A 24,315-nucleotide genomic window follows, 5' to 3' on the forward strand; every position below is an offset into this window, starting at 1 on the left:
GGACTTACTTAAGGGTGACGGTAGCACCAGCCTCCTCGAGCTGAGCCTTAGCAGCCTCAGCGTCCTCCTTCTTAGCGCCCTCGAGGACAGCCTTAGGAGCACCCTCGACGACCTCCTTTGCCTCCTTGAGGCCAAGGTTGGTAAGAGCACGAACAACCTTGATGACGCCAATCTTGTTGTCGCCGAAGCCCTCGAGGATAACGTCAAAGTTAGACTTCTCCTCTGCTGCCTCAGCAGCGCCACCAGCTGCAGGAGCAGCAGCAACTGCTACAGGAGCAGCAGCAGAAACGCCGAAGACGTCCTCAAGCTCGTGAACGAGCTCAGAAAGCTCGAGTGCTGGCATCTCTTTAAGGGCCTCAATGATCTCATCTTTAGTGACAGCCATGTCAATTCTCCTTTTTAAATGATGCAGCCTTTGTACTGCATCTGGGCAAAAGCCCGGCTTATATGTGTACGTTTGAGTGCATTTACACTCTCACGCGGTTTGCGCAAATGCGCGGGTACAACAAAACGTTGCTTATGCAGCGTTCTTCTGATCTGCGATTGCAGAAAGAGTGGTTGCGAGTCCACGAGCTGGACCAGCGCAAACCTGTGCAATACCGGTAAGTGGGCTTGCAACAACGAAGACAAGCTTTGCTATGAGCTCCTCGCGAGAAGGAAGATCTGCGTAAGCCTCTGCCTCGTTAGCATTAAGTGCCTGACCATCAGCGATACCACCAATGAACTCAAGTTTCTTGAGCTTCTTGGCCTGATCCTTGATGACCTTAGCGGCCTCGACAGGATCGTTCTCATAGAAAACGTATGCACAGGTACCGGCGAGCATCTCGTCAATCTCTGGCATACCAGCGTTCTTAAGAGCAATCTTGACGATGTTGTTCTTATAGACCTTCATGTGGGCGCCTGCTGCGGTAAGTGCGCGGCGAAGCTCTTGAGTCTCCTTTACGGAGAGACCACAATAGTCAATAACAAACAGGCCTTTGGAGTTGTCGAGAGAAGTGGAAACTTTCTCGAGCAAGTCAAGTTTAGACTGAGCTGGCATGTAGTACACCTCCTTTATCATGTCTTAGGCACGAGCGCCAATAGGTGCGGCCCTCACATGAAAAGACCCCACTTTGGCAACCAAAGCGGGGTCTGGATGTACTAATCTCAAGACCACCTCGGCAGGCGGGAATTCCCATTAAGCCTTGGATTCAAGGCACCGGCTGTCTTTGGCAGCGAACGTGCAACTACAGGACGTCTGTCCTGCGTTGGATATTGTGCAGCAAAAAACTATTCGAGTCAAGGTTGGAAGCACAATTTCTTTACCTTCACAAAATTTTGATGACCCAAATAACTATGCAAGTAGTCGCACAACCCTGACGCCCAAGATTCTATGCAAGTTCCTGCATTAATTTCACAACAAAACACGCCCAAAAAATCCGGTACCTGCAAGCAGATACCGGATTAAACATGCTAGGTACTTCTAAGCGTTAAGCTTAGTCCTCCATGAGGTTACGAACCTTGGTTGGATCAATCTTAATACCAGGACCCATAGTAGAGGAAATAGCAACAGTCTTGACGTACTTACCCTTTGCGCTGGATGGCTTGACGCGAATGATCTCAGAAATAAGTGCGCCGTAGTTCTCAACAAGCTGCTGGACCTCAAAAGAAGCCTTGCCGATTGCAACGTGGCAGATACCAAAACGGTCTGCACGATACTCAACACGACCAGCCTTGAGCTCGTTAACCATCTTTTCAACATCCATGGTAACGGTGCCGAGCTTAGGGTTAGGCATAAGGCCACGAGGACCAAGAACGCGACCAAGACGACCAACCTTACCCATCATCTGAGGGGTTGCGATTGCTGCGTCAAAGTCAAGCATGCCCTTCTCGACCTCTGCGATAAGCTCGTCGCCACCAACAATATCAGCGCCAGCTGCCTCAGCCTCGCGGGCCTTCTCGCCCTCTGCAAAGACTGCAACGCGAACGGACTTACCAGTGCCGTGAGGCAGAGAGATGGAACCGCGAACGTTCTGGTCAGCCTTACGAGTATCGACACCAAGGCGAATTGCTACCTCAATGGTCTCGTCAAACTTAGCAGTTGCAAGCTCCTTAGCAAGGGTTACTGCCTCTTTTGGGCTGTAGAGGTTTGAACCGTCTACCTTGGCAACTGCATTCTTGTAGTTCTTTCCGTGCTTAGGCATTATGTACCTCCTGTGGTTAGCGGGCGTCTGCCCTCCCACTCCTGCATCTTCTGTCCGTAGTTACGCTCTCTTGGCGAGAAACCCAACTACGTGCACTAACATCGGATGCTCTGACAAAACACCATCAGTCAAACAAATGACTGATGGGAGTAAACACTACTCGGCGATGGTTACACCCATGGAACGAGCTGTACCAGCGACGATCTTCTTTGCAGCCTCAATGTCATTTGCGTTGAGGTCAGGCATCTTGATTTCAGCAATCTTGGTGAGCTGCTCCTGGGAGAGCTGGCCAACCTTATCACGCTGAGGAACACCGGAACCACCCTTGAGGTGAAGCTCCTTCTTGATAAGCTGAGCTGCTGGAGGAGTCTTGGTTACAAAGTCAAAAGAACGGTCCTCGTAAACAGAAATCTCGACTGGGATGATATCGCCAGCCTTGTCCTGAGTTGCAGCGTTAAATGCCTGGCAGAACTGCATGATGTTGACCTGTGCAGCACCCAGAGCTGGTCCTACTGGAGGAGCTGGGTTTGCCTGGCCTGCAGGAATCTGCAGCTTAATAAAGTTAACAACCTTCTTTGCGGGCATGTTAAGCCTCCTGTTTGAATACGTGTGAGTCTATTCTCGCGCACTCCCGAGAAGCAATCCACAAGGAACGAGAAGTGCGGGATAATCCGTTAGTTACTAGTCTATCAAGGAAATCTGGTCCATGGTAAGCTCAACCGGAGTCTCACGACCAAAGATGGTGAGCATAACCTTAATCTTGCCGGACTCTGCATTGACCTCAGAAACAGTGCCATCAAAGTCAGCAAGAGGACCTGAAAGAACATGAATTGCCTGACCGACCTCAATATTGGTTGCTGTACGCTTAGGTACAGGGCTACCTGTCTTCATGCCGCCACGACGCATAATCTTATCAAACTCATCGCGACGCAGAGGAACTGGCTTACCGTCGATGCCAACAAAACCAGTTACACCTGGTGTGTTGCGAACAACAGCCCACGTATTGTCATCCAGCTCCATGCGAACAAGAACATAGCCTGGGAAAACCTTAGATTCTTTGGTCTCGCGCTTACCGCCGTCCTTGACTTCAGTAACTTCCTCAGTAGGAATCTGAATATCAACAACAGCACGCTCAAGACCATAGGTCTCAATACGGTGCTCAAGGTCAGTTTTTACCTTGTTTTCATAACCTGAATAGGTGTGAACTACATACCAGCGCTTAGCCATTGGTTATCCCCTCAGTCCAGTAAAGGCGACGAGACCAGCAACAATGCCAGTATCAACCAGCCAAGTTACCAAGCCAAAGAAAACAATTGTTGCAATTACGGCTACAGAGAAGCCAGCAAGCTCAGAGCTTGATGGCCACACGACGCGGTGCATTTCTGTACGAACGCCTGCAAAATAAGCACCCAGGCGACCAAAGAAGCCAGGGTTAGCATTACGCTGAATAGACTTCTCCTGCTTCTTTGCCTCGGCCTTGGTAGCCTTAGCAGAAGCTTCAGAAGTAGCCTCAGCCTGAAGGGCCTCACGCTGAGCGCGCTCTTCTGCGCGAGCCTTACGTGCGCTCCTCTTATTGCGCTCCTTATTTGCCATCCTACGCTCCCTTGGATGTTTACCTACATACAAACCGGCCAACCCGTATGGGAAGGCCGGTGAAGTTATCTGGCAGGCCAGGAAGGACTCGAACCCTCAACAAACGGTTTTGGAGACCGCCGCTCTACCATTGGAGCTACTGGCCTAGAACGAAACCACCTAGCCTAGCGAGTCTCGCGATGTACTGTGTGCTTGTGGCACCATGGGCAGTACTTCTTCAACTCCATACGATCTGGGTTGTTGGACTTGTTCTTATCCGTAGTGTAATTACGACGCTTGCACTCAGTGCAGGCGAGAGTAACGAGTGTACGCATTAATCCTCCTGAACACGATCACGAGATGTATTCTCGAAATGTAACGCGGTTGCCTAGGTTAGCACCCACTACCCAGAGATGTCAATACTTTTCTCTAATTACTCTAGGCGTTCACATATTTTTTCTCGACAAAAAACCCGGCGCGCAAAAAGCACGCCGGGCAAAATAGTAACTATAAAAGTGGTTACTCAATGATGGTGGAAACACGACCATCGCCGACGGTGTGGCCACCCTCGCGGATAGCGAACTTCAGACCCTGCTCAAGAGCGATTGGGTGAATAAGCTCGCAGCCAACGGTGATGTGGTCACCAGGCATAGCCATCTCTACCTTGCCACCATTTGCATCGGTGAGCTCGTAGATGTCGCCAGTTACGTCAGTTGTACGGAAGTAGAACTGTGGACGGTAACCAGAGAAGAATGGGGTGTGACGGCCGCCCTCTTCCTTAGTAAGAACGTAGACCTCACCGGTGAACTTCTTGTGTGGAGTAACTGTACCAGGCTTGCAGAGAACCTGACCGCGCTCGATATCCTCACGCTTAACACCACGAAGAAGAATACCAACGTTGTCGCCAGCCTCGCAGAAGTCCATGGTCTTACGGAACATCTCAATGCCAGTAGCAACAGACTGCTGAGTAGGCTTAATACCAACAATCTCAACAGGCTCATTGAGCTTAAGCTCACCGCGCTCAACACGGCCGGTAGCAACGGTACCACGACCAGAAATGGTCATGACGTCCTCGATTGCCATCAGGAATGGCTTCTCGTTGTCACGAGCAGGTGTTGGGATGTAAGAATCAACGGTGTGCATGAGCTCGCGGACGGAATCCATCCACTTCTCTTCTCCGTTAAGAGCGCCGAGAGCGGAACCACGGACGATTGGAAGATCGTCACCTGGGAAGTCGTACTCGGAGAGAAGGTCACGGGTCTCCATCTCAACGAGGTCAATGAGCTCCTCGTCGTCAACCATATCGCACTTGTTCAGGAAGACGATGATGTAAGGAACGCCAACCTGACGTGCAAGAAGAATGTGCTCGCGGGTCTGAGCCATAGGACCATCGGTAGCAGCAATAACGAGGATTGCACCGTCCATCTGAGCTGCACCAGAAATCATGTTCTTGATGTAGTCTGCGTGACCTGGGCAGTCAACGTGAGCGTAGTGGCGCTTCCATGTCTCATACTCAACGTGAGCAACAGAAATGGTAATACCACGCTGACGCTCCTCTGGAGCCTTATCGATATTCTCGAAGGCGGTAAAGTCTGCCTTGCAGCCCTCGGTCTCAGAGAGAACCTTGGTGATTGCTGCAGTAAGGGTAGTCTTACCGTGGTCGACGTGACCAATCGTACCGATGTTTACGTGTGGCTTAGAGCGGTCAAACTTTTCCTTGGCCATTGCCAATCCTCCTTCTGGAACTAACCCTCGGGCTAGACCGTGGTGAAAAACGTCTGTTTATACTCAACGGCGCAAATGTCGAGGACATATACGCCGTAAAGAATCTGGTACCGGCGACTGGATTCGAACCAGTGACGTCACGGGTATGAGCCGTGTGCTCTAACCAGCTGAGCTACGCCGGCATAAATGCCACTTGAAAAATGGAGCCCGCGACCGGATTTGAACCGGTGACCTCTTCGTTACCAACGAAGTGCTCTACCTACTGAGCTACACGGGCATGGTGGGGATACTTGGACTCGAACCAAGGAACCCAGAGGGAGCGGATTTACAGTCCGCCGCAGTTGCCGCTGTGCCATATCCCCGAATGCCGTTTTCAAGCACTTTTGAAGTAATTGTGTACGCTGTTTACCTTGCGGTTTAACGCACGTAGGAAGTCCAGTTAATCTTCCGTATTACCTCTTAAGCGGGAAAATATTACGATTGAATAAAAATCTTGTCAACGCAATCCACCCAACCAGGCGTATCTTATCAAATATTTTCCACAAATACCCGTGTGCTTCCACGAGTATCACAAAATTTACGTAAGAAAAAAGCCAGGCAATGCCTGGCTGAAAATTCAAGTGGTGCCGCCACCAGGCTTCGAACCCGGGACCTACTGATTACAAGTCAGTTGCTCTACCAGCTGAGCTATAGCGGCATTAAGTGCAGAGGTTATTTTATAGACTTTTTTGGCTTTGGTCTAGTCCCAATTTTTTAGAAATTTTTCTCCACAAATTGCGTGATGTGGCATGTAGGTGCACTTTCCTTCCTATGGAAATACGCTTAGCGCAAGTATGTTGTCTGATCAAGCCCAACGCGCCTTAAAAGTGCAAAGAATCTGTGTTTGAGACACCGATTCTTTAAGGAAATCAGGCAAATCCACAGATTCTTTGATATTTTTAGGCAAAATCCACCGAATCTTTGCAGCAATCAGGCTTTGCAACAATCAGGCGCGTTTAGCGCGTTTGGCGCGTTAGGTCAGTTAGACGTATCAGGCGCAGCGACCTATCTGCCCAACAGCTTCCAGAGTTTCTCGCGCTGTTCTGGAGAAATGCGGTCTTCTAGCGTCATACGCGTACTGACCTGATCGCGGCGCATCTCTTCGACAACGTTATCTGCCTGGGAAATCTCATGGACAAGAGAGGCGCTGGCAATGCGTGTGACCTCACCGGGGCCAAAGCCGGCCGTAGCACGAATATCTCTATCCGACGTGACCAGAAATACTTTGCGACCAGCCTCTCGCGCTTCTGTAACCAGGCGCTCGATAACACTATCTGCGGACTCCCCCGTTTCGGAGAAGACCAGCTGTACGCCTGCATGACTGCGCTCCGGGCGCTCGTCGTTTACGTTTCCCTTACCATCAAACACAATAACTGCCTCGTAGGCGCCCTGTGCAAAAGTAGCAACATCAGAAATGAGCGCCAAACGAGCGCGATAAAACGGATCGCTGTTTAGGTGATAGGCTCTCTCAGCAGCGGTTTCTTGAGCAAAAGAACCGCGCTCATTCAACAACGCCTCATAGCGAGGAGTTGCTAGCATAACGTTATAGCCATCGACCACAAGCAGCGATTTTTTCTGAGCCATACCTTACGCTTCCTGGGTCCTACGGAGCCACTCGTAGCACATAACCGTCGTTGCCTGAGCAACGTTCAGAGACTCTACCTGGCCAAACTGAGGAAGTTTGCACGTAAAATCGCACTTCTCGAGCATAAGGCGAGATATTCCTGAACCTTCAGAACCCATAACAAGTGCAAGGCGGCCTCCCATAGGAGCCTCCCACACGGACTGGGTAGCATGCTCGGTAGAGCCACATGTCCAAAAACCTGCGGCCTTAAGCTCTTCAAGCGCACGTGGCAAATTAGAAACCTGAGCGATTGGCAAATGAAGTACGGCTCCTGCGGACGTCTTGTATGCTCCAACGCCAACGCGGGCGGCGCGGGCATTTGCAATAACAACGCCAGCTGCACCAACTACCTCGGCACTTCTTACAATTGCGCCAAAGTTTCCTTCGTCGGTGACGTGATCAAGAACTACAACAAGAGCATTTGCGGAACCGGCGCGCTGGATAATTTCAGAGAGGTCAGCGTAGGCAAAAGGCTGCGTACGGACAATAACTCCCTGGTGAGCACCATGGCTTGAAAGCGAGTCAAGCACTGGCCTTGCAACACGCTCGACAGGAATACCCTCCTGCTCAAGCTGGCGAGCAAGAGCCTCAATCTCTTGGTCCTTCTGTCCACTTGCAGCCTGTACCAGCGCATTCTTCAACGGAATACCAACGGTCAGCGCCTCTGCTACTGCACGACGACCTTCGATTAAATCAGTTGCAGGCTTCTTGTTGCCAGGACGTCCAGCGCCAGCTCCTCGCTGTCCGCGAGTACCCTGAACTGCGCGTACGCCTTGTGCAGAGCGGCCACCTTTAGAGCCCTTGCCATTCTTGGAGCCGAAATAACCGCCCCAGTCGGCAGCCTTCTTGGAGCCGCGACCTGCAGAACCGCCACGACCTGTAGCTCCACCGCGGCCGGAAGCACCGCGACTGGAAGCACCGCGACCTGCAGCACCCCCGGAACGAGTATTTTTAGAGGTAGAACGCTGATTTCTTGCCATAGTTAGTCTGCCTTACGCTTAAGTCGAGCGCCAGCGGCGGTATCTTCAATCAAAAGTCCAAGCTCGGCAATGCCGTCTCTAATTTGATCGGCAACTGCCCAGTTCTTCTGGGAACGAGCTTCCTGACGAGCAGCAAGCAAAACCTCTGCGGCCTCGTCAGCTGAAGAGCCTTCATAGGCTGCTACCTGGGCGGCAAGTGCTACAAGCTCTTCTGGTAAATCAGAAGTAGACGCCGCCTGGGTCAAATCAATTCCCAAGGCTCCTGTGAGCTCGCACAACATATCTGATGCACGGAGAACAGGGCTTGCGCCAACGTTCTGCCCAACCTCTGCAAGATAGGTATTTGCAGCAGTTACCAGCGCAAAGATGGCAGCAAGCGCTCCTGCGGTATTGAAATCATCATCCATCTGAGCGTCAAACTCGCTCTGGGCTATGTTAATTGCCTCAGCAAGCGTACGATCAGCGTCAGAAAGCTCGTGCTGAGCAGAAGACTGCTTGTAGGCCCAACGAAGATTTGCAACGCAGGTCTTCATGCGCTCGAGTGTGCCAACGGTTCCTTCAAGGCGTTCAAACGAGAAATCAAGTGGCGCGCGATAGTGCGTTTGAAGCATCAAAAGTCGTACTGCATCTGCAGGATACTTGTCCAAAACTTCCTTAAGCGTATAGAAGTTACCCAAAGACTTAGACATCTTCTCACCGTCAACACGCAGCATTCCGGTGTGCATCCAATAATTAGCGAGAGGAGCATGCCAGGCGCAAGATGCCTGTGCGGTCTCGTTCTCATGGTGAGGGAATACCAGGTCAGAGCCACCACCATGAATATCAATTGGAGTGCCTAAATAGCGATGAATCATCGCACAGCACTCACTGTGCCAACCTGGACGACCTTCTCCCCATGGGCTTGACCAGCTAGGCTCACCAGGCTTAGCAGCCTTCCAGAGTGCAAAGTCAAATGGATCGCGTTTCTCGTCATTAACCTCAACACGCTCACCTGCGCGAAGCTGATCAAGATCGCGGCCAGAAAGCACACCATAGTCGTGGTCAGAACGAACCGAGAAATACACGTCGCCCGAAGGCACCGCGTAAGCGTAACCCTGCTCAATCAAAGATTGAATCATCTGGAGCATGGCTTCAATCTCATGCGTTGCGCGAGGACGAATATCTGGATCCAGTATATTGAAGCGATGCATCTGCTTGATAAACGCCTGAGAAAACTCTTCAGAGACCTCTTGAGCAGTCCTTCCCTGCTCGTTGGCGCGCTGAATAATCTTGTCATCAACATCGGTCAGATTCTGAGCAAACGTAACCTCAAAACCTTTATACATCAGATAACGTCGAATAACGTCAAACGAGAGGAACGTACGGGCATTTCCGATATGAATCTGGTCGTAGACCGTAGGACCGCATACGTACATGCGGATTTTGCCTTCATCGATTGGCTTAAACTCTTCTTTTTTATGCGTCTGAGTGTTATAGACAAGCATACATACTCCTCGCAACCATTGTGTATTGGTGTAAGTATAAACGGTTTATGGAAAACCTTTAACTTCCATATCCCATCAATCAAAATTCAATTTTGTTACCATTTACGAACTAACACTAGATTGTTTTTTTGTTGCATTAAACTTTATGAACAAAATTTAAAGAGTTTATATTTTGAGATAGAACTACAAAAGACTAGAAGACAAAAGAAATCTTGCTCTTACCAACTTTAGAAGGTGATTTGAATGAGTAAGTTTTTTAACATTATTCACTACTGTATATCTACCATTCTGGATAAAGGCAGTCTTGCAGTCTTTCTCTTTCTGTCATTTTTTGTTACAGCGCTTACTGTAATTCAACCGCTTCTTGTTGGATTTGTGATTAATCTTTTTATTGCAGGAACAACTTGGAACGAAATAATTTTCTATTGTGCCGTAATTGCTGCACTAGGAATCCTTATTGCCAGCTGCTCCTATCTTGCTAAAACGCGCTATTGTCAATTACAAATTGACTCTGCCTTTACTATTGAGCGACAGCTCATCGATAAGATCCAACACGCCGATCCATCGTTTTTCTCGTCATATGATTCCGGACATTATCGTCAGACAGTAAATAATGACGCTAATGATGTTTCCATTTTTATACTTACACAATGTGTGAGCTTTGCAACAACTATTATCTCCGTCTTAGGAACTCTTGCGATAATTTTATATTTGAACCCATTAACTGCTCTTGTAACGGCTGCTCTGTTATTGATTAGCTACATTATCTATAAGCAGATTCAAGCATCAGCCTATAAAAGATACAGAGAATCTAAAGAGCTGAGATCTCAATATGGATCAGTAGAACTCTCACAATTTACTGATGTTGATTTCATCAGACGTCATTCTCTTTTTGAGCGTTTCTTTAATCAGCACTATGTCCTTAATCAAAAACTTCGTAATGCTATTAATCAACAATACAAACTGGAGTTTGGTGTACAGGAGTTAAACAATGCTGTAATTGCCGTATTCCAAGCCATTGTATTTATTACTTGTGCGTATCAAATCTTTCTTGGAGCGCTGCAACCTGGTTATATTGCAACCATTTCAAGCTATTTTGTAACACTCTTAGGTTCCATCACTCTTCTCATGGAATTTGGTATGGCTTATCAAAGCATTACGGTAAGCATCAATCGAATTGAGCAGATTCTAGATTTACCTCAAGAACCCGTTGGAAACATCATTCCATCAGACAACGTCAATCAAATTACCTGCACAAATGTATCTTTTTCTTATCCACATACAAATAAAGTACTGATGAACAACTTGTCTTGTGATTTTGTAAAAGGAAATATATACGCCATTACAGGTGGAAACGGTACAGGCAAATCTACTTTTCTGAAACTCATTAACGGAGAGTGGTCTTCTCACCTATCAGGTGACATTGCCATTAATGAGGACTTACTAGCTCAAATAAATCAATATGAACTTCGAAAAAACACTCTTGGATTTACTGAACAAGAGCCAAGCATTGTTGACGATACGGTAAGAAATAATTTGACCTTGCTCTGCAAAAATCAGCCGAAAGATGAAGAGATAATCAACTATATCAAGCTGTTCAATTTGGAAAAATTGCTGCTTGGTGATGATCAAAATCTTGACGTTCGTCTCAATGAACGAAGCTCTGCAATCTCTGGTGGAGAAAAACAAAAGATTGCAATTATCCGCATGATGCTTATGAATCCAAGTGTAATGTTGCTTGACGAACCAACTTCTGCATTAGATCAAAAAAGTGTTGAGGTTCTTCTTAATCTTCTAAAGAAGGTCAAGAAAGACCACATAATACTTCTCATATCTCATGATCCTAAAGTGGTGGAAGCAGCCGACCATATCGTAGAGCTGTAATTTATTACGCACTACGTCCCAGCAGGACAACTGCCCAGGCAGCAATGCCTTCTTGTTGACCCACAAAGCCAAGGCCTTCAGTGGTAGTTGCTTTTACGCCAACTTTATCTGGTGTAACACCCATGACCTCAGCCATACGGTTTCTCATAGCCTCACGATAAGGAAGCAACTTAGGCGCTTGAGCTGCAACGGTGCAATCACAGTCCACAAGTTCAAAGCCCTTATCACGAACAAGCTGCATGACATGAGATAGAAGCACCATAGAATCAGCGCCTTCATAAGCAGGGTCTGTATCTGGAAAGAGCTGACCAATATCGCCAGCACGCATAGCTCCTAGCAGGGCATCCATAAGCGCATGAGCCAAAACATCGGCATCAGAGTGACCGAGAAGACCCTTTTCATGCGGAATTTCAACACCGCCAAGGATAAGCTTTCTACCTTCTACCAAGCGATGAACATCATATCCGTGACCAATTTTAAGCTCCGGCATACTCACTCTACAGCCCCACTTCCAGTTGCGCCTTCTACCAGGCGACGGCTGAGCGTAGCCTCAACAATTGCAAAATCAGACGGATACGTGACCTTCACGTTTTCTCGTTGCGACTCAACGCACAGCACCGTAAGTCCCAATCGTTCAACTAACGATGAGTCATCGGTTCCCTGATAGCCTTCCTGGCGAGCCACTTCATGGGCTTCAAGGAGCGTGCGTGTCTTGAACACTTGAGGGGTCTGAGCAGCCCAAAAAGTTGAGCGATCAGGCGTATCTACAATGGTTGCGCCGTCTACGCGCTTCAACGTATCTGTTGCACGATGAGCCAAAATTGCTCCTGCAATCTTAGGAGACTTGCGAACCGTGCTAATAACCTGCTCGATTGTCTCTACCTCAATAAGCGGACGAACCGCATCGTGAACAGAAATAAAATTGTATCCAGCAGGCACTACCTGAAGCGCATTGTAAACCGAATCCTGCCTGGTGTTGCCAGACGTTGCAAAGTGAATGGGCTTGTGGAGCACAAGCTTACCCAGAACATCCTCTTGAACTGCAGCGCGTTTCTCGTCAGAGCAAGCAATCACAATGTGAGCCACGCTTGGAGCGTGATCAAACGCAAGGATTGACCAGCTCATCAACGGAAGACCGCAGACAGAAATAAATTGCTTGCCGTCGGGATAGCCAAAGCGCTCGCCAATGCCGCCAGCCACAATTACGGCAACAGTATCGGCTTTTGCTCCATGTGCTGAAAGGCGAAAAGGGCGTGGCTTTGACACAACCTTTGCGCAGGTACTGCTTGCAGTCATTATTCTGACTTACCCCACATTCTGCGGAGACTGTTAGCAAGTGCACCGGGGTTCTCGACACCCAGAGATTTGAGGCTAGACGTATCATTTTCTGCAACGTGAAGCAGCTGCTGCAGGTTATCGTAGGCATCAACAATTCTGGCTGCAATCTCATCGTTGACTACGTGAACGCGGGAAAGTGTACGCAAGCCCAGAGGTTCCATGGACGCATCTTCTCCGCGACCATCGGAGTAGCCAAGAATCTGGCCGACGCTTTCTGCAGAGCGGAGTTCAGTGTTGGCCGTCTCATGGAAACGGCGGCGAATGGCGCGCGCTTCTTCAGCAGAAGAATCTACGGCGTAGTCGCGAATCATCAAATTGTAGGCCTCATCAATGCCACCCAAATATTCCTCACGCTGCATAGCGGTGGTTTTGCCCTCGCTACCCAGCTCCAAAAGACAGGCATCAAGTTGATCAGCTGCACTCATAAGAACCTCAAAGAGATAAAAAATACCTGCTACATCTCCCAGAGTGACATAGTTATCAAGCTCAAGCGCAGTCAGGCGCAAAAGCGCACGATCAAGCTGCTGGCGCGTATTTTGCATAGCAACCGAAAGCTGATTGACGGTGGACATAATGGCTGGTACAGACTTCAACGGAATAACGTGACCATCAACATAGACTGAAATCAACGAACGGCGAGAAGACACTGCAATCACAATTGACTTGGTGAGCAAGCTCATGCGAGCAGCAGTACGGTGACGAGTGCCTGTTTCTGCAGTTGGAAGCGTTGCATCAGGATTAAGGTGGAAATTGGCGCGAAGAATTCTGGTGAGGTCTTTGTCCACCACAACGGCGCCATCCATCTTACAAAGCTCAAACAGTCGGTTTGCCGTGAAGGAAACATCAAGTTTGAAACCATCTCCACCTGCAGCAAGGACATTTTCTGTATCGCCTACACAAATAAGGGCACCCAGACGACCGGCGATAATCATATCCAGTGCAACGCGAAGCGCTGTTCCAGGAGCAGTCATCTTCAGAGCTGTAGCAATACGGTCCTCATTTTCCATCATGCTTGGATCAAGTTGCGTTGGCTCCATAGCTCTCCCTCAATTACTTGCAGCTTAAAGGCTGCGTTTTGCGTTTTTGTACGTTTACGGCTTCAATTTATTTCACTATTTTAAGTATACGGTTTTGTTGCCGGTGAGTGTAGTGACGGTTTTGAGAAGACGAATTTATCGACAGGTTTCTCGACGGGTTTCTCGCCAAAAGAACTACACGTTTTAGCTGCGATACAAAAAGACCCGAGGCAGAACCTCGGGTCAAAACTAACTTACTCAGCAGAAGACATCAAATCAGACGAGCTGCCCGCACTACCCTGTGGCAGCGAGGATGGCCCCATGCTGACATCCATCTGATCAAGCTGCGCCATTGTCTCTTTTTTACGAGGCTCAGGGATGACGCCTGTAGTCTTGGTAAACACAAGCTTCTTGCCCTCAGCATCAACATCAACAGCAACAATGTCACCTGCAACCCACTGTCCAGAAAGAAGCTCCTCAGACAGTGGATCTTCAATCATCGACTGAATGGTACGACGCAGCGGACGAGCACCATAGACAGGATCGGTACCATCTTTGGCAATCAGATCCTTTGCAGCCTCGGTAAGCTCAATGGACATGCCGTTGGCAATCAGGCGGTCGCGCAGCTCAAGAACCATGAGGTCAACAATGCCACGAAGCTGCTCGGCAGAGAGCGACTTGAAGACAACAATCTCGTCCACGCGGTTCAAAAACTCTGGGCGGAATCCACGCTTGAGCTCAGACATAACGCGGCTGGTAATCTCTTTGTCAGACAGACCCTTAGAACCCTCTGACGAGAAACCCATAGTGTTGGTGCGGGCAATCTCGCGAGCACCAATGTTAGATGTCATAATGACAACAGTATTGGAGAAGTCCACGTGGCGACCTTGACCGTCAGTCAAGCGACCCTCGTCCAGAATCTGAAGCAAAATGTTGAAGACGTCTGGATGTGCCTTCTCAATCTCGTCGAAGAGCAAGACAGAGTATGGACGCCTACGAACCGCCTTGGTAAGCTCGCCACCCTCATCATAGCCCACATATCCTGGAGGTGCGCCAACCAGCTTAGCTACGGTGTGACGCTCCATGTATTCGGACATATCGTAAGAAAGCAGGGCATCTTCGGAGCCAAACAAAAACTCTGCTAGAGCCTTTGCAAGCTCGGTCTTACCTACACCGGAAGGACCTAGGAAGATGAAGGAGCCACCAGGTCGCTTAGGGTCTTTGAGAGGACTGCGGCTTCTACGGATTGCCTTTGCAACCTTAACAACTGCCTCGTCCTGACCAACAACGCGCTTGTGAAGGATATCTTCTGTGCGAAGCAGCCTTGAAGCCTCAGTCTCGGTGAGGTTAGAAACAGGAACACCAGTAATGCCAGAGACAACCTTTGCAATGTCGTCCTCGTCAACGGTAACGATGTTCTTGTCTAGCTGCTCACGCCATTCAGTCTCTAAGCGGTCCCTCTCTGCTACCAGGGATTTCTCCTGGTCACGCAGACGAGCTGCCTGCTCAAACTCCTGAGCACTAGCTGCCTCGGACTTCTCAGTACGAACGCGGAGAAGGTCTGCGTCTACCTGGGCAATCTCTGGTGGAAGGCTCATCTTGTGGATGCGTGCGCGAGCGCCGGCCTCATCAAGGACATCAATAGCCTTGTCTGGCAAGAAACGATCCTGGATGTAGCGGCTAGAAAGCGCAACGGCAGCCTTGATAGCAGCCTCGGTGTAGTGAACATGGTGGTGCTTCTCGTAGCGGTCCTGAAGACCGTGGATGATAGAAATGGTGTCGTCATTGTTTGGCTCGCCAATATTGACAGGCTGGAAACGCCTTTCAAATGCAGCGTCCTTCTCGACATGTTTACGGTACTCTTCTGCCGTAGTTGCACCGATGACCTGAATTTCTCCACGAGACAGTGGTGGCTTAAGAATGGAAGCGGCATCTATAGAGCCCTCTGCAGAGCCTGCGCCAATGACGGTGTGAATCTCGTCAATAAAGAGGATGTCGTTCTTGGATTTCTCCAGCTCAGCAACAACCTTCTTCATACGGTCTTCGAACTCACCGCGATACTTAGAGCCAGCTACCAGACTTGCTAAATCAAGCGTCCAAACCTGCTTTCCGCGCAGAATATCAGGGACGTTGCCAGAAGCAATGAGCTGAGCCAGGCCCTCAACAATGGCAGTCTTGCCAACGCCAGGATCTCCCAGAATAAGCGGGTTGTTCTTCTGACGGCGTGCAAGAACCTGCATGACACGCTCAATCTCGCGGTCACGACCAATGACAGGATCAAGCTTTTTATCTGCGGCAAGCTTAGTAAGGTTGCGACCAAACTGTTCCAGCATGGAAGCGTCATCGTTTGCGTTAGGATGCATCTGACCAGCACCAACAGGTATGCCAAAGATGCCACCCTCAATGCGAGGTTCTGCCATGTGAGGACCAGCAGGCGCGTCTTCTGGAGTCTGAGCAACCAGCTCATCAACGGCGTTTCTTACCGCGTCACCCGAGACACCCATGGTACGCAGGGCATCCATAGCGCGACCGTTACCCTCGGACACAATGCCCAAAAGCAAGTGCTCCGTTGCAATATAACTTTGACCATGGGTCATGGTTTCTCTGTATGCGTCCTCAAGCACGCGTTTTGCGCGAGGAGTAAACGGAATGTGGCCGCCAGGAATAGGGTCTCCTGCGCCAGTAGTAAGCTCTTTTACAGTTGCTAGGGCCTCATCATATGAGACCTCCAGCTTAGCCAAAGCCTGAGCAGCAATGCCCTCCCCCTCTTTGATGAGAGCAAGTAGCAGGTGCTCGGTACCAACATACATCTGGCCTAGACCGCGAGCTTCGTCCTGAGCCAAGCTCATGACTTTACGCGCTCTGTCAGTGAATTTATCAAACATGTGCTGAAACCTCTCAAAACTCTCTATATATTTTTGATTTATACCCATCAAAAGGCTCTGCAAACATACGACCCGTGTTGGATTTTCTCCTACGTACGAACCACACAAACTTCCCGTGGCGAGAAATTCGCGCAGTAGTGAAGGCCTGGCGACATAGCCATTACAGCGCGCAAAAAACCCGGCACCTACAACAGCAGATGCCGGGCTAATACAGTTATAGACTGCTCTCAAGCAGTTAGGCTTCCAAGCTTTTAGCGTTTCTCGGGCTTGAGCTGTGGGAAGAGAAGGACATCGCGGATAGAAGGCTGATCGCAGAAGAGCATCATCATGCGGTCGATGCCGTAGCCGATGCCGCCCGCTGGTGGCATACCATACTCAAGTGCGCGAATGAAGTCGTAATCGTACTCCATGGCCTCTTCGTCGCCCTGACGTTTAGCCTCCATCTGAGCAGCAAAGCGCTCCTCCTGATCAACAGGGTCATTGAGCTCGGAATATGCGTTTGCGTACTCTGCGCCACAGATAATAAGCTCAAAGCGATCGGTCAGGCGAGGATCGTCTGCCTTGCGTTTAGTAAGCGGAGAAACCTCTGCAGGATAATCACAGACAAAGGTTGGGTTTACGATGCTTTTCTCGCCAAGCTCGTCGTAAATCTCAAAGAGCAGCTTGCCAGCCTGCCACTCTGGGTTCCACTCAATCTCGTAGCGATCCAGGACTGCACGGAGTTTCTCGACAGGAGTGTCAATGGAGAGCTCCTCGCCGGTGACCTCGGATGCAATCTCTGCCAGAGATGCGACGCGCCAGTTGCCGGAGAGATCAACCTCGGTACCCTGGTAGGTGATGACCTCGTGGCCTTCCTCACAACCGCAGGTCTTGCGAGCAATCTCTTGGAAGAGGTTCTGGGAGAGCTCGCGCATGCCGGCCAGGTCAGAGTAGGCAGCATATGCCTCCATGGAAGTGAACTCTGGATTGTGCGTGAGGTCGGTGCCCTCGTTCCTGAACTGACGACCAAGCTCATAGACGCGCTCAAGACCACCAACAAGCAGGCGTTTCAGCGGGAGCTCGGTTGCAATGCGCAGGTAGTCCTCGGTGTTTAGAGCATTGTAATGTGTGATGAACGGCTTTGCGTTTGCGCCGCCAAGAATCTCCTGGAGAACAGGAGTCTCAACCTCCATATAGCCGTCCGCCTCCATGAACTGGCGGATGATGGAGATAATCTGAGAGCGCTTGCGAAATACGTCGCGGACCTCAGGATTCATGATGAGGTCAACGTAGCGCTGGCGATAACGAACCTCGCGATCAGTGAGGCCGTGGAATTTCTCTGGAAGAGGACGCAGCGACTTGGAGAGAACCTCCAGCGAGGTCACTGCCAAAGAAAGCTGGCCGCGGCGCGTACGCATAATAGCACCGGTTGCGCCGATGATGTCGCCAAGGTCGAGAAGACCCAGAAGCTCCCAGTTTTTCTCGTCAAGGTTATTGATGCGGCAGAAGAGTTGAATCTGACCGGTATAGTCCTCTACCACGACAAACGCGATCTTGCCCTGGTTGCGAATGGCACGGACTCGGCCAGCGACAGAATAAACTTCCTCGCCAGTCTGGCCGTCCTCGAGGTCAGCGTAGCGCTCCTCCAGCTCAGCAACGTGAGCGGTGACAGTGGACTGGATTGGATATGGGTCAATGCCAGCGTCAAGCAGCGCCTGGCGACGGGCCTTGCGCTGAGCACGCTCGTCGTTAATGGAAGCTTCTGGGGTGGCTTCAGTTGCGTCGGCGGCAGTTATGACAGCTGTGTTGTTCTTTGCAGCAGTGTTCTCAGCAGCGGCCGAGTTACCAGCAATGTTGTTTTCTACTTCGGACATGTATCCTCCACGTAAAAACGCCCCGCGCCAGACAGACACGGGGCGATCAAAAAATTTTGTGCCAGTCTAGCGAGTAATAGAAATAATGGTGTACTTCTTCACTTTGCCGTTTGGCGTAGTGAACTCAACCTCGTCGCCCTTCTTGTGACCAATAAGAGCCTCGCCAGCTGGTGACTCGTTAGAGATCTTGTGCTCAAGGGAGTTAGTCTCAGTAGTACCAACAATTACATACTTAGTTGTCTTGCCTTTTGCATCAGCAAGCTCGACGGTTGTACCAATTGCAACGGTAACCTTGCGCTTACTGCCACCCTCGACAACCTTTGCGACAGAGAGAATCTGACGAATCTCGTTGATACGAGACTCGTTGTGAGACTGCTCTTCTTTTGCGGCGTCATACTCGGAGTTCTCAGAAAGGTCACCAAAACCACGAGCCTCTTTGATGCGCTCAACAATCTCGTCGTGCTTCTCGCCCTCACGATAAGCCAGCTCATCGACAAGCTTCTGACGGCCTTCTGGGGTAAGTACAATCTCTTTAGTAGTGTCCATCGTGTTCTTTCTGTTGATGGGTCAAGTAGGTCTATACGTGTGAAATGGAGTTACTCAGATTTTTTGGACTCTTCGTCCTCAACGATCTCAGCCTCTGGCTCCTTAGACTCTTCTTCCTTATTCTCGCTCTCCATGCCCTCGCGAACGCCCTTAACGGTCTCGCCGACAGCTTTACCAAGCTTTGGAAGATTCTTAGGTCCAAAGATCAACATAACAACGACAACAATAAGCACGAGCTCAGGAATACCAAGTCCTAAAATCATATAAACCCCCAGAAAATCTTTTCCTGTAAAAGCGTTCAGAAAAAACGCCGTATCGGCTAGTATAACCGAGGGAAACCTTACTAACAAGGAATTAACATGGTCTTACATGATTTTTGGACATTTTTTATCTGGTCGACCGTTGCGGGACTTGCCGTTGTTGGCATTTACCAGCTACTTCTGCTAATTCTGCGTGCTCGAGGCGTTTTTGTGACACGTACAAAATTTGGCCTCACGATGATTTTTGACTCCGAGGACGAAGACGATACGCCTATTAGACTGCTTAACGTTAACGGCGCCTTCCAGTCCGTGAGCTACATAGCACCTAAACTGCGCTTTGAACTCTGCGTTCACTACCACCGTCTGATGGCAGAGATTATTCAGCAGACGGCTCCACAAGGGCACATTATAGTTATGGGCGGCGGAGGTTTCTCACTACCAAAACATCTGGCCACGCACATGAGTAATGCCGTCATAGATGCGATTGAGATTGACCCGAAGATTGTCTCGCTCGCGCGCGAACACTTCTTTTTGGACGAGGCACTGGCTGTGGCTTCAAGTGAGCTGCGAATCATCGAAGACGATGCGTGGAAAGTTCTACAGAGCGCAGACGCCGGCAGTATTGACGTTCTGGTAAACGAGGTGTTCGCTGGTCGCAAATCACTTGGACCCCTAGGAACTGTGACCGGTGCGCAAGTGGTCAAAGAAAAGCTTGCGTCTGGCGGAGTATATCTGGCTGATGTTCGCTGTCCGCTGGAAGGGCGAGGATCAGCACTGCTCCACCAAGTTTCAAGCGTATTTGCACAAGAGTTTGCGCACGTTGCTTACGTACCTGAATGGCCCAATACTCCTAAAACACCAGGTAACAATCTCTTAATTGCAACCGACGCTGATATTGTACTTCCTGAAGGTGCCATTGTAGTGAAATAATAGCGCGTAGTGAGCTAATCATTGCCGTCAGATTTTCGCACTTACTTTGGTTAATTCACCTGGGAATACAATGCACTTGGGAGCTGCTATGAAAACGGGTTTTGAACTACTGAACGATCCCTTCCTCAACAAAGGAACCGCTTTTTCGCAGGAGGAACGACAGAAGTATGGTCTGGTAGGTCTTTTACCTCCAAACATTCAGACCATCGAGGAGCAAGCAGAGCAGGCATATGTGCTTTTCCAGCAGTATCCTGACCTCGAGACTAAGCGTCACTACCTGATGAGGCTTTTCTCCGAAAACCGCACGCTTTTCTATAACCTGTTCTCAAAGCACGTCGAAGAGTTCATGCCTATCGTCTACGATCCAACCATTGCACCTGACATTGAACAGTACTCCCTGCGCTACGTTGACTCGCAGTACGCATGCTTCCTATCCGCTGATCACCCTGAGGACCTTGAAACTTCGCTGAAGGACGCAGCCGCAGGTAGAGACATTGACCTGATTGTCGTTACCGACGCAGAGGCCATTCTGGGCATTGGTGACTGGGGCACCAACGGTGTCGAAATTTCCGTCGGCAAGCTCATGGTTTACACCGCTGCAGCTGGCGTTGATCCAAACCGCATCATGCCTGTTGTCATTGACGCAGGCACCAACCGCCAGGAGTTGCTCGATAACCCTCTCTACCTGGGCGAGCGTCACAAGCGCGTTGATGAGGACCGCTACAACGCCTTCATTGATAACTTTGTAACCACCGTGGAGCAGCTCTTCCCTAACCTCTACCTGCACTTTGAGGACTTCGGACGCTCACACGCTGCAGCAATCCTGGACCGCTACAAAAACACCTACCCCGTCTTTAACGACGACGTCGAGGGCACTGGCATTGTTACCCTCGCAGGCATCCTCGGCGGCCTCAACATTTCTGGCGAGAAACTCGTTGACCAGGTATATCTCTGCTTTGGCGCAGGAACCGCCGGTTGCGGCATTGCTGAGCGCGTACTACAAGAGTTTGTGGACCAGGGAATGGATCGCGAGGAGGCTCGCAAGCGCTTCTACCTGGTAGATCGCCAGGGCCTGCTCTTCGACGACATGGACAACCTTACTCCACAGCAAAAGCCCTTTGCTCGCAAGCGCTCAGAATTTGCAAACGCTGATGAGCTCACTAACCTTGCAGCTGTTGTAAAGACGGTCCATCCAACAATCATGGTTGGCACCTCTACCGTTCACGGTGCCTTCACCGAGGAGATTATTAGCGAGATGGCAGCTCATTGTAAGCGCCCAATGGTCTTCCCTCTATCCAACCCAACTAAACTTGCAGAGGCAGCCGCTCAGGACCTGCTGACCTGGACTGATGGTCGCGCGCTTGTAGCATGCGGTGTCCCATCCGATGATGTTGAGCTCAACGGTATAACCTACCAGATTGGCCAGGCCAACAACGCTTTAATCTATCCGGGTCTTGGACTTGGCGTTCTTGCATCAAAAGCTCGCCTACTCACAGACCAAATGATTTCGCTGGCAGCTCACTCACTTGGCGGAATTGTTGACACCACAAAGCCTGGTGCTGCAATTCTTCCTCCAGTCTCCAAGATTACTGAGTTCTCTGAGCGTATTGCCATTGGTGTTGCAGAGGAAGCAATCAAGCAAGGTCTAAACCGCAAACCAATCGCTAATGCAAAAGAGGCAGTTGATGCCCTCAAGTGGTTCCCTGTCTACAAAGAACTCTAATATCTGGGCAATAGGCAATACCTAGCGCTAAATTTAGCGAGAAACTCGCTAATCCAGCAGCACGCCTTCGACCGCAGGAGCGGAGCCGTCGAGGACGTTACACTTTTGAATCTGATGGACAAACCAAGTACGGAATGCCTTTTGGTCAACGCCAACGCAAACTGTTGCGTTGGGTTTCTCGCCAAGGTATCCGGCTAGGTCAACAACGGTGCAGCCGGTTGTCAAACCACCAGCGCACTCGACGTCCACAAATACATCCCTGGTTTCAAACATCTGAGGCGCCAACAGGTAGGCCACGGCCGTTGGGTCATACATGCTGAAACCCTCCTCCTTGTAGTGAACGCGATAGTTGAGCAGCAGCTTTACCAACATGTCGCCGCTCTTTCCGGAGTTTTGGATATTCTCGATATCCTCAGGCATAACACGCGCGTCATCGCCTACTTCAAGGCCAACCATGTCCACGTGAACACCAGATGCAAAGACAATCTTTGCCGCCTCAGGGTCAACACCCACGTTGAACTCGGACATGACGCCAAGGTTACCGCGGGTCAAGGCGCCACCCATCATGACTATGCGGTCGATATGCTCTTTAACCTCTGGATATGCTTTAAGCAGCAGTGCAATGTTGGTCAGAGGACCAAGTGTCACCAGCGTGGTTTTCTCGCCAACGGAAGCGCCTTCCAAAATGACGCGACGCTGCGCTTCAAGTGCGGTTTCTTCAAGCAAACAATCGGACTGAATGCCGTCGAACTCGTAGCCTCTCATGCCAGACGCACCGTGGACATCGCTTGCGTCCATGGGCTTTCTGAGCAGCGGCTCAGCAGCGCCGCGCGCAACAGGCACGTGCTGATTCCAGAATTTGAGCAGCTTGAGGGCATTGTTAGTGACATTCTCAATACCAACATTTCCGCTGACTGTGGTGATAAGTTTAATATCAAGCGCCTTTGCAGCCAGGGCAAAACCCAGTGCAATAGCGTCGTCAATACCAGGATCTGTATCAATAATGACGCGTGTCTTAGTTGAAAGCGTTGCCATAAATCTCCTTTGTACGTTTAATCTGCGTTTAAGCTATATCTGCGAATTATGGAAACAATACCTGTAATTCTAACCTAAAAGTCAACTACCTGCTGATACGTTGGAATTGATTGCTGAGCGCCAACCTTAGTAGTAGCAAGCGCTGCAGCCTTCGCAGCCACGTCAAGAGCCTGCTTGATATCTTGACCCTGCAACTGTCCCGACGCCTGAAACGCGGCGAGTGTACCCATAAACGTATCTCCTGCACAGGTAGTGTCAACGGTATCCACGCGATAGCATTCCTGCTGGTAAACGCCTTGTGCATCAGCAGCAATCGAACCCTTGGACCCCAGTGTCAACACCGCAGTTGCCACGCCACTTGCAAGCACCTTCTGCACCGCGACCTCTGGCTCTGCCAGTGGGCTGATCTTGCCCTCACCAAACAGGTCCGCAAACTCAATCTCGTTCAGGCAGAGCAAGTCCACGCTGGCGAGAAGACCGATGGTCATGGTAGCCGCTGGCGATGGGTTCACCATCGTATAGAGCCCCAGCTCATGCGCGTACCTAATAAGCTCAAACGTGCTCGACAACTCGCACTCAAACTGTGTCAAGAACACGTCACCTGGCTCTGCAATGCAATCGAGCACTGCTTTTACGTCGTCAACTGTGCGTGCATGATTAGCGCCGTGGTCCAAAATGATGCGATTGTCGCCGCCAACACGCACGATTACGGCAACACCAGTGGAGACTCCAGACAGCTCATCTACCTGCTCCGCATTGACACCGTAGCCAATAAGCGACTGCTTGAGGTCCTGTCCAAACGAATCAGCACCAACAGCACCAATCATGTGAACATCTGCACCCATTCGAGCTGCAGCAACTGCTTGGTTGGCACCCTTTCCGCCTGGGCTTGTGACAAGATTTTTGCCGCCCATGGTTTCTCCCTGCTGAGGCATCTTATCCACCTCAATAGAGATGTCCATGTTCAGGCTTCCAAATACAATCACTTTGCCCATGAGATACTCCCTCTTGATATGAATAACGATGCTTGATGTGACTTTTTACTGTTTCACATCAAATAAATATGCAGATTAAACACGTTGTTTATAGGATATATAGTAATAGGTTGACCAAAGTCGTCAACCCAACTACTCTTAGAGAGATGTCTGAGTAGATGTGACGTCCGTCCTTTACGGGATTCCAGCTTCACGGGACGTCCCTTACAGAACTCCGATAAAAGGAGGTGCTTTATATGCCTA

The 24,315-nt window shown here is 50.0% G+C and carries 23 protein-coding genes, 5 tRNA genes and 1 other annotated feature; of the genes, 3 read left to right on the forward strand and 25 right to left on the reverse strand.

Annotated elements, in window-relative coordinates; all coding sequences use genetic code 11:
* Positions 1-4 precede the first annotated feature (4 nt).
* From rplL to cysS, 16 genes are all read right to left on the reverse strand, one after another.
* Entirely contained in the window at positions 5-385 is a 381-nt protein-coding gene (rplL, locus tag APAR_RS05990) for a 50S ribosomal protein L7/L12 (protein WP_012809255.1), read from the reverse strand.
* 132 nt (positions 386-517) lie between these two features.
* On the reverse strand, positions 518-1,039 hold the full coding sequence (gene rplJ / locus APAR_RS05995) for a 50S ribosomal protein L10 (RefSeq protein WP_012809256.1): 522 nt from the start codon (positions 1,037-1,039) through the stop codon (positions 518-520).
* A 51-nt stretch (positions 1,040-1,090) separates the two neighbouring features.
* Positions 1,091-1,230 (reverse strand) — a sequence feature (ribosomal protein L10 leader region).
* 245 nt (positions 1,231-1,475) lie between these two features.
* Positions 1,476-2,183, reverse strand: a complete 708-nt coding sequence (gene rplA, locus APAR_RS06000; RefSeq protein ID WP_012809257.1) for a 50S ribosomal protein L1 — start codon at positions 2,181-2,183, stop codon at positions 1,476-1,478.
* Positions 2,184-2,339: 156 nt separating this feature from the next.
* Positions 2,340-2,768, reverse strand: a complete 429-nt coding sequence (gene rplK / locus APAR_RS06005) for a 50S ribosomal protein L11 (protein WP_012809258.1) — start codon at positions 2,766-2,768, stop codon at positions 2,340-2,342.
* Positions 2,769-2,864: 96 nt separating this feature from the next.
* Entirely contained in the window at positions 2,865-3,410 is a 546-nt protein-coding gene (gene nusG / locus APAR_RS06010) for a transcription termination/antitermination protein NusG (RefSeq protein WP_012809259.1), read from the reverse strand.
* A 3-nt stretch (positions 3,411-3,413) separates the two neighbouring features.
* Entirely contained in the window at positions 3,414-3,776 is a 363-nt protein-coding gene (gene secE / locus APAR_RS06015; RefSeq protein ID WP_012809260.1) for a preprotein translocase subunit SecE, read from the reverse strand.
* Positions 3,777-3,846: 70 nt separating this feature from the next.
* Positions 3,847-3,922: transfer RNA gene (locus APAR_RS06020), tRNA-Trp, on the reverse strand.
* Positions 3,923-3,940: 18 nt separating this feature from the next.
* Positions 3,941-4,090, reverse strand: coding sequence for a 50S ribosomal protein L33 (rpmG, locus tag APAR_RS06025; protein WP_012809261.1), 150 nt, complete (start codon positions 4,088-4,090; stop codon positions 3,941-3,943).
* Positions 4,091-4,274: 184 nt separating this feature from the next.
* Positions 4,275-5,480, reverse strand: coding sequence for an elongation factor Tu (gene tuf, locus APAR_RS06030; RefSeq protein WP_012809262.1), 1,206 nt, complete (start codon positions 5,478-5,480; stop codon positions 4,275-4,277).
* A 105-nt stretch (positions 5,481-5,585) separates the two neighbouring features.
* Positions 5,586-5,662: transfer RNA gene (locus APAR_RS06035), tRNA-Met, on the reverse strand.
* Between the two features lie 19 nt (positions 5,663-5,681).
* Positions 5,682-5,757, reverse strand: a tRNA-Thr gene (locus tag APAR_RS06040).
* Position 5,758: 1 nt separating this feature from the next.
* Positions 5,759-5,842 (reverse strand) — tRNA-Tyr (locus APAR_RS06045).
* Positions 5,843-6,101: 259 nt separating this feature from the next.
* Positions 6,102-6,177: transfer RNA gene (locus APAR_RS06050), tRNA-Thr, on the reverse strand.
* A gap of 347 nt (positions 6,178-6,524) precedes the next feature.
* Positions 6,525-7,103, reverse strand: coding sequence for an NYN domain-containing protein (locus tag APAR_RS06055; RefSeq protein WP_012809263.1), 579 nt, complete (start codon positions 7,101-7,103; stop codon positions 6,525-6,527).
* Positions 7,104-7,106: 3 nt separating this feature from the next.
* Entirely contained in the window at positions 7,107-8,123 is a 1,017-nt protein-coding gene (gene rlmB / locus APAR_RS06060) for a 23S rRNA (guanosine(2251)-2'-O)-methyltransferase RlmB (protein ID WP_012809264.1), read from the reverse strand.
* Positions 8,124-8,125: 2 nt separating this feature from the next.
* Entirely contained in the window at positions 8,126-9,607 is a 1,482-nt protein-coding gene (gene cysS / locus APAR_RS06065) for a cysteine--tRNA ligase (protein WP_012809265.1), read from the reverse strand.
* Between the two features lie 243 nt (positions 9,608-9,850).
* On the opposite strand from cysS, the gene APAR_RS06070 reads away from it, so the two are divergent.
* Positions 9,851-11,491, forward strand: a complete 1,641-nt coding sequence (locus tag APAR_RS06070) for an ATP-binding cassette domain-containing protein (protein WP_012809266.1) — start codon at positions 9,851-9,853, stop codon at positions 11,489-11,491.
* 4 nt (positions 11,492-11,495) lie between these two features.
* Here APAR_RS06070 and ispF read toward each other — a convergent pair whose 3' ends face one another.
* The 7 genes from ispF to tatA all read right to left on the reverse strand — a co-directional run bounded on the left by ispF (position 11,496) and on the right by tatA (position 19,392).
* Positions 11,496-11,981, reverse strand: a complete 486-nt coding sequence (ispF, locus tag APAR_RS06075) for a 2-C-methyl-D-erythritol 2,4-cyclodiphosphate synthase (RefSeq protein WP_012809267.1) — start codon at positions 11,979-11,981, stop codon at positions 11,496-11,498.
* A gap of 2 nt (positions 11,982-11,983) precedes the next feature.
* Positions 11,984-12,787: a 2-C-methyl-D-erythritol 4-phosphate cytidylyltransferase gene (gene ispD / locus APAR_RS06080; protein WP_143714136.1), complete on the reverse strand. Its 804-nt coding sequence runs from the start codon at positions 12,785-12,787 to the stop codon at positions 11,984-11,986.
* Positions 12,787-13,866, reverse strand: a complete 1,080-nt coding sequence (gene disA, locus APAR_RS06085) for a DNA integrity scanning diadenylate cyclase DisA (protein ID WP_012809269.1) — start codon at positions 13,864-13,866, stop codon at positions 12,787-12,789. The genes ispD and disA overlap by 1 nt, the downstream gene beginning before the upstream one ends.
* A 233-nt stretch (positions 13,867-14,099) precedes the next feature.
* The gene (locus APAR_RS06090) at positions 14,100-16,730 is read right to left on the reverse strand and encodes an ATP-dependent Clp protease ATP-binding subunit (RefSeq protein ID WP_012809270.1); all 2,631 of its coding nucleotides are present in this window, start codon (positions 16,728-16,730) and stop codon (positions 14,100-14,102) included.
* Between the two features lie 251 nt (positions 16,731-16,981).
* A complete protein-coding gene (gene lysS, locus APAR_RS06095; RefSeq protein ID WP_012809271.1) occupies positions 16,982-18,583 on the reverse strand; it encodes a lysine--tRNA ligase in 1,602 nt (533 codons plus the stop codon).
* Positions 18,584-18,649: 66 nt separating this feature from the next.
* On the reverse strand, positions 18,650-19,129 hold the full coding sequence (gene greA, locus APAR_RS06100) for a transcription elongation factor GreA (protein ID WP_012809272.1): 480 nt from the start codon (positions 19,127-19,129) through the stop codon (positions 18,650-18,652).
* A gap of 50 nt (positions 19,130-19,179) precedes the next feature.
* Positions 19,180-19,392 (reverse strand): twin-arginine translocase TatA/TatE family subunit, encoded by a 213-nt coding sequence (gene tatA, locus APAR_RS06105; protein WP_012809273.1) that lies wholly within the window; start codon positions 19,390-19,392, stop codon positions 19,180-19,182.
* A gap of 96 nt (positions 19,393-19,488) precedes the next feature.
* On the opposite strand from tatA, the gene APAR_RS06110 reads away from it, so the two are divergent.
* Together APAR_RS06110 and APAR_RS06115 are read left to right on the forward strand one after the other, a co-directional pair.
* On the forward strand, positions 19,489-20,319 hold the full coding sequence (locus APAR_RS06110) for a spermidine synthase (RefSeq protein WP_012809274.1): 831 nt from the start codon (positions 19,489-19,491) through the stop codon (positions 20,317-20,319).
* An 88-nt stretch (positions 20,320-20,407) separates the two neighbouring features.
* Entirely contained in the window at positions 20,408-22,042 is a 1,635-nt protein-coding gene (locus APAR_RS06115; protein ID WP_012809275.1) for a malolactic enzyme, read from the forward strand.
* Between the two features lie 48 nt (positions 22,043-22,090).
* On the opposite strand, the gene rihC is transcribed toward APAR_RS06115, so the two are convergent.
* A complete protein-coding gene (gene rihC, locus APAR_RS06120) occupies positions 22,091-23,077 on the reverse strand; it encodes a ribonucleoside hydrolase RihC (protein WP_012809276.1) in 987 nt (328 codons plus the stop codon).
* Positions 23,078-23,151: 74 nt separating this feature from the next.
* Positions 23,152-24,072: a ribokinase gene (locus tag APAR_RS06125; RefSeq protein WP_012809277.1), complete on the reverse strand. Its 921-nt coding sequence runs from the start codon at positions 24,070-24,072 to the stop codon at positions 23,152-23,154.
* Positions 24,073-24,315 lie beyond the last annotated feature (243 nt).

Origin of the sequence: Lancefieldella parvula DSM 20469, assembly GCF_000024225.1 — a bacterium.
In the GTDB taxonomy this organism is placed as follows: domain Bacteria; phylum Actinomycetota; class Coriobacteriia; order Coriobacteriales; family Atopobiaceae; genus Lancefieldella; species Lancefieldella parvula.

Coding starts and splice junctions, on each gene's coding strand:
- rplL (WP_012809255.1), bottom strand. CDS start 385: ATGGCTGTCACTAAAGATGAGATCATTGAGGCCCTTAAAGAGATGCCA.
- rplJ (WP_012809256.1), bottom strand. CDS start 1,039: ATGCCAGCTCAGTCTAAACTTGACTTGCTCGAGAAAGTTTCCACTTCT.
- rplA (WP_012809257.1), bottom strand. CDS start 2,183: ATGCCTAAGCACGGAAAGAACTACAAGAATGCAGTTGCCAAGGTAGAC.
- rplK (WP_012809258.1), bottom strand. CDS start 2,768: ATGCCCGCAAAGAAGGTTGTTAACTTTATTAAGCTGCAGATTCCTGCA.
- nusG (WP_012809259.1), bottom strand. CDS start 3,410: ATGGCTAAGCGCTGGTATGTAGTTCACACCTATTCAGGTTATGAAAAC.
- secE (WP_012809260.1), bottom strand. CDS start 3,776: ATGGCAAATAAGGAGCGCAATAAGAGGAGCGCACGTAAGGCTCGCGCA.
- rpmG (WP_012809261.1), bottom strand. CDS start 4,090: ATGCGTACACTCGTTACTCTCGCCTGCACTGAGTGCAAGCGTCGTAAT.
- tuf (WP_012809262.1), bottom strand. CDS start 5,480: ATGGCCAAGGAAAAGTTTGACCGCTCTAAGCCACACGTAAACATCGGT.
- APAR_RS06055 (WP_012809263.1), bottom strand. CDS start 7,103: ATGGCTCAGAAAAAATCGCTGCTTGTGGTCGATGGCTATAACGTTATG.
- rlmB (WP_012809264.1), bottom strand. CDS start 8,123: ATGGCAAGAAATCAGCGTTCTACCTCTAAAAATACTCGTTCCGGGGGT.
- cysS (WP_012809265.1), bottom strand. CDS start 9,607: ATGCTTGTCTATAACACTCAGACGCATAAAAAAGAAGAGTTTAAGCCA.
- APAR_RS06070 (WP_012809266.1), top strand. CDS start 9,851: ATGAGTAAGTTTTTTAACATTATTCACTACTGTATATCTACCATTCTG.
- ispF (WP_012809267.1), bottom strand. CDS start 11,981: ATGCCGGAGCTTAAAATTGGTCACGGATATGATGTTCATCGCTTGGTA.
- ispD (WP_143714136.1), bottom strand. CDS start 12,787: ATGACTGCAAGCAGTACCTGCGCAAAGGTTGTGTCAAAGCCACGCCCT.
- disA (WP_012809269.1), bottom strand. CDS start 13,866: ATGGAGCCAACGCAACTTGATCCAAGCATGATGGAAAATGAGGACCGT.
- APAR_RS06090 (WP_012809270.1), bottom strand. CDS start 16,730: ATGTTTGATAAATTCACTGACAGAGCGCGTAAAGTCATGAGCTTGGCT.
- lysS (WP_012809271.1), bottom strand. CDS start 18,583: ATGTCCGAAGTAGAAAACAACATTGCTGGTAACTCGGCCGCTGCTGAG.
- greA (WP_012809272.1), bottom strand. CDS start 19,129: ATGGACACTACTAAAGAGATTGTACTTACCCCAGAAGGCCGTCAGAAG.
- tatA (WP_012809273.1), bottom strand. CDS start 19,392: ATGATTTTAGGACTTGGTATTCCTGAGCTCGTGCTTATTGTTGTCGTT.
- APAR_RS06110 (WP_012809274.1), top strand. CDS start 19,489: ATGGTCTTACATGATTTTTGGACATTTTTTATCTGGTCGACCGTTGCG.
- APAR_RS06115 (WP_012809275.1), top strand. CDS start 20,408: ATGAAAACGGGTTTTGAACTACTGAACGATCCCTTCCTCAACAAAGGA.
- rihC (WP_012809276.1), bottom strand. CDS start 23,077: ATGGCAACGCTTTCAACTAAGACACGCGTCATTATTGATACAGATCCT.
- APAR_RS06125 (WP_012809277.1), bottom strand. CDS start 24,072: ATGGGCAAAGTGATTGTATTTGGAAGCCTGAACATGGACATCTCTATT.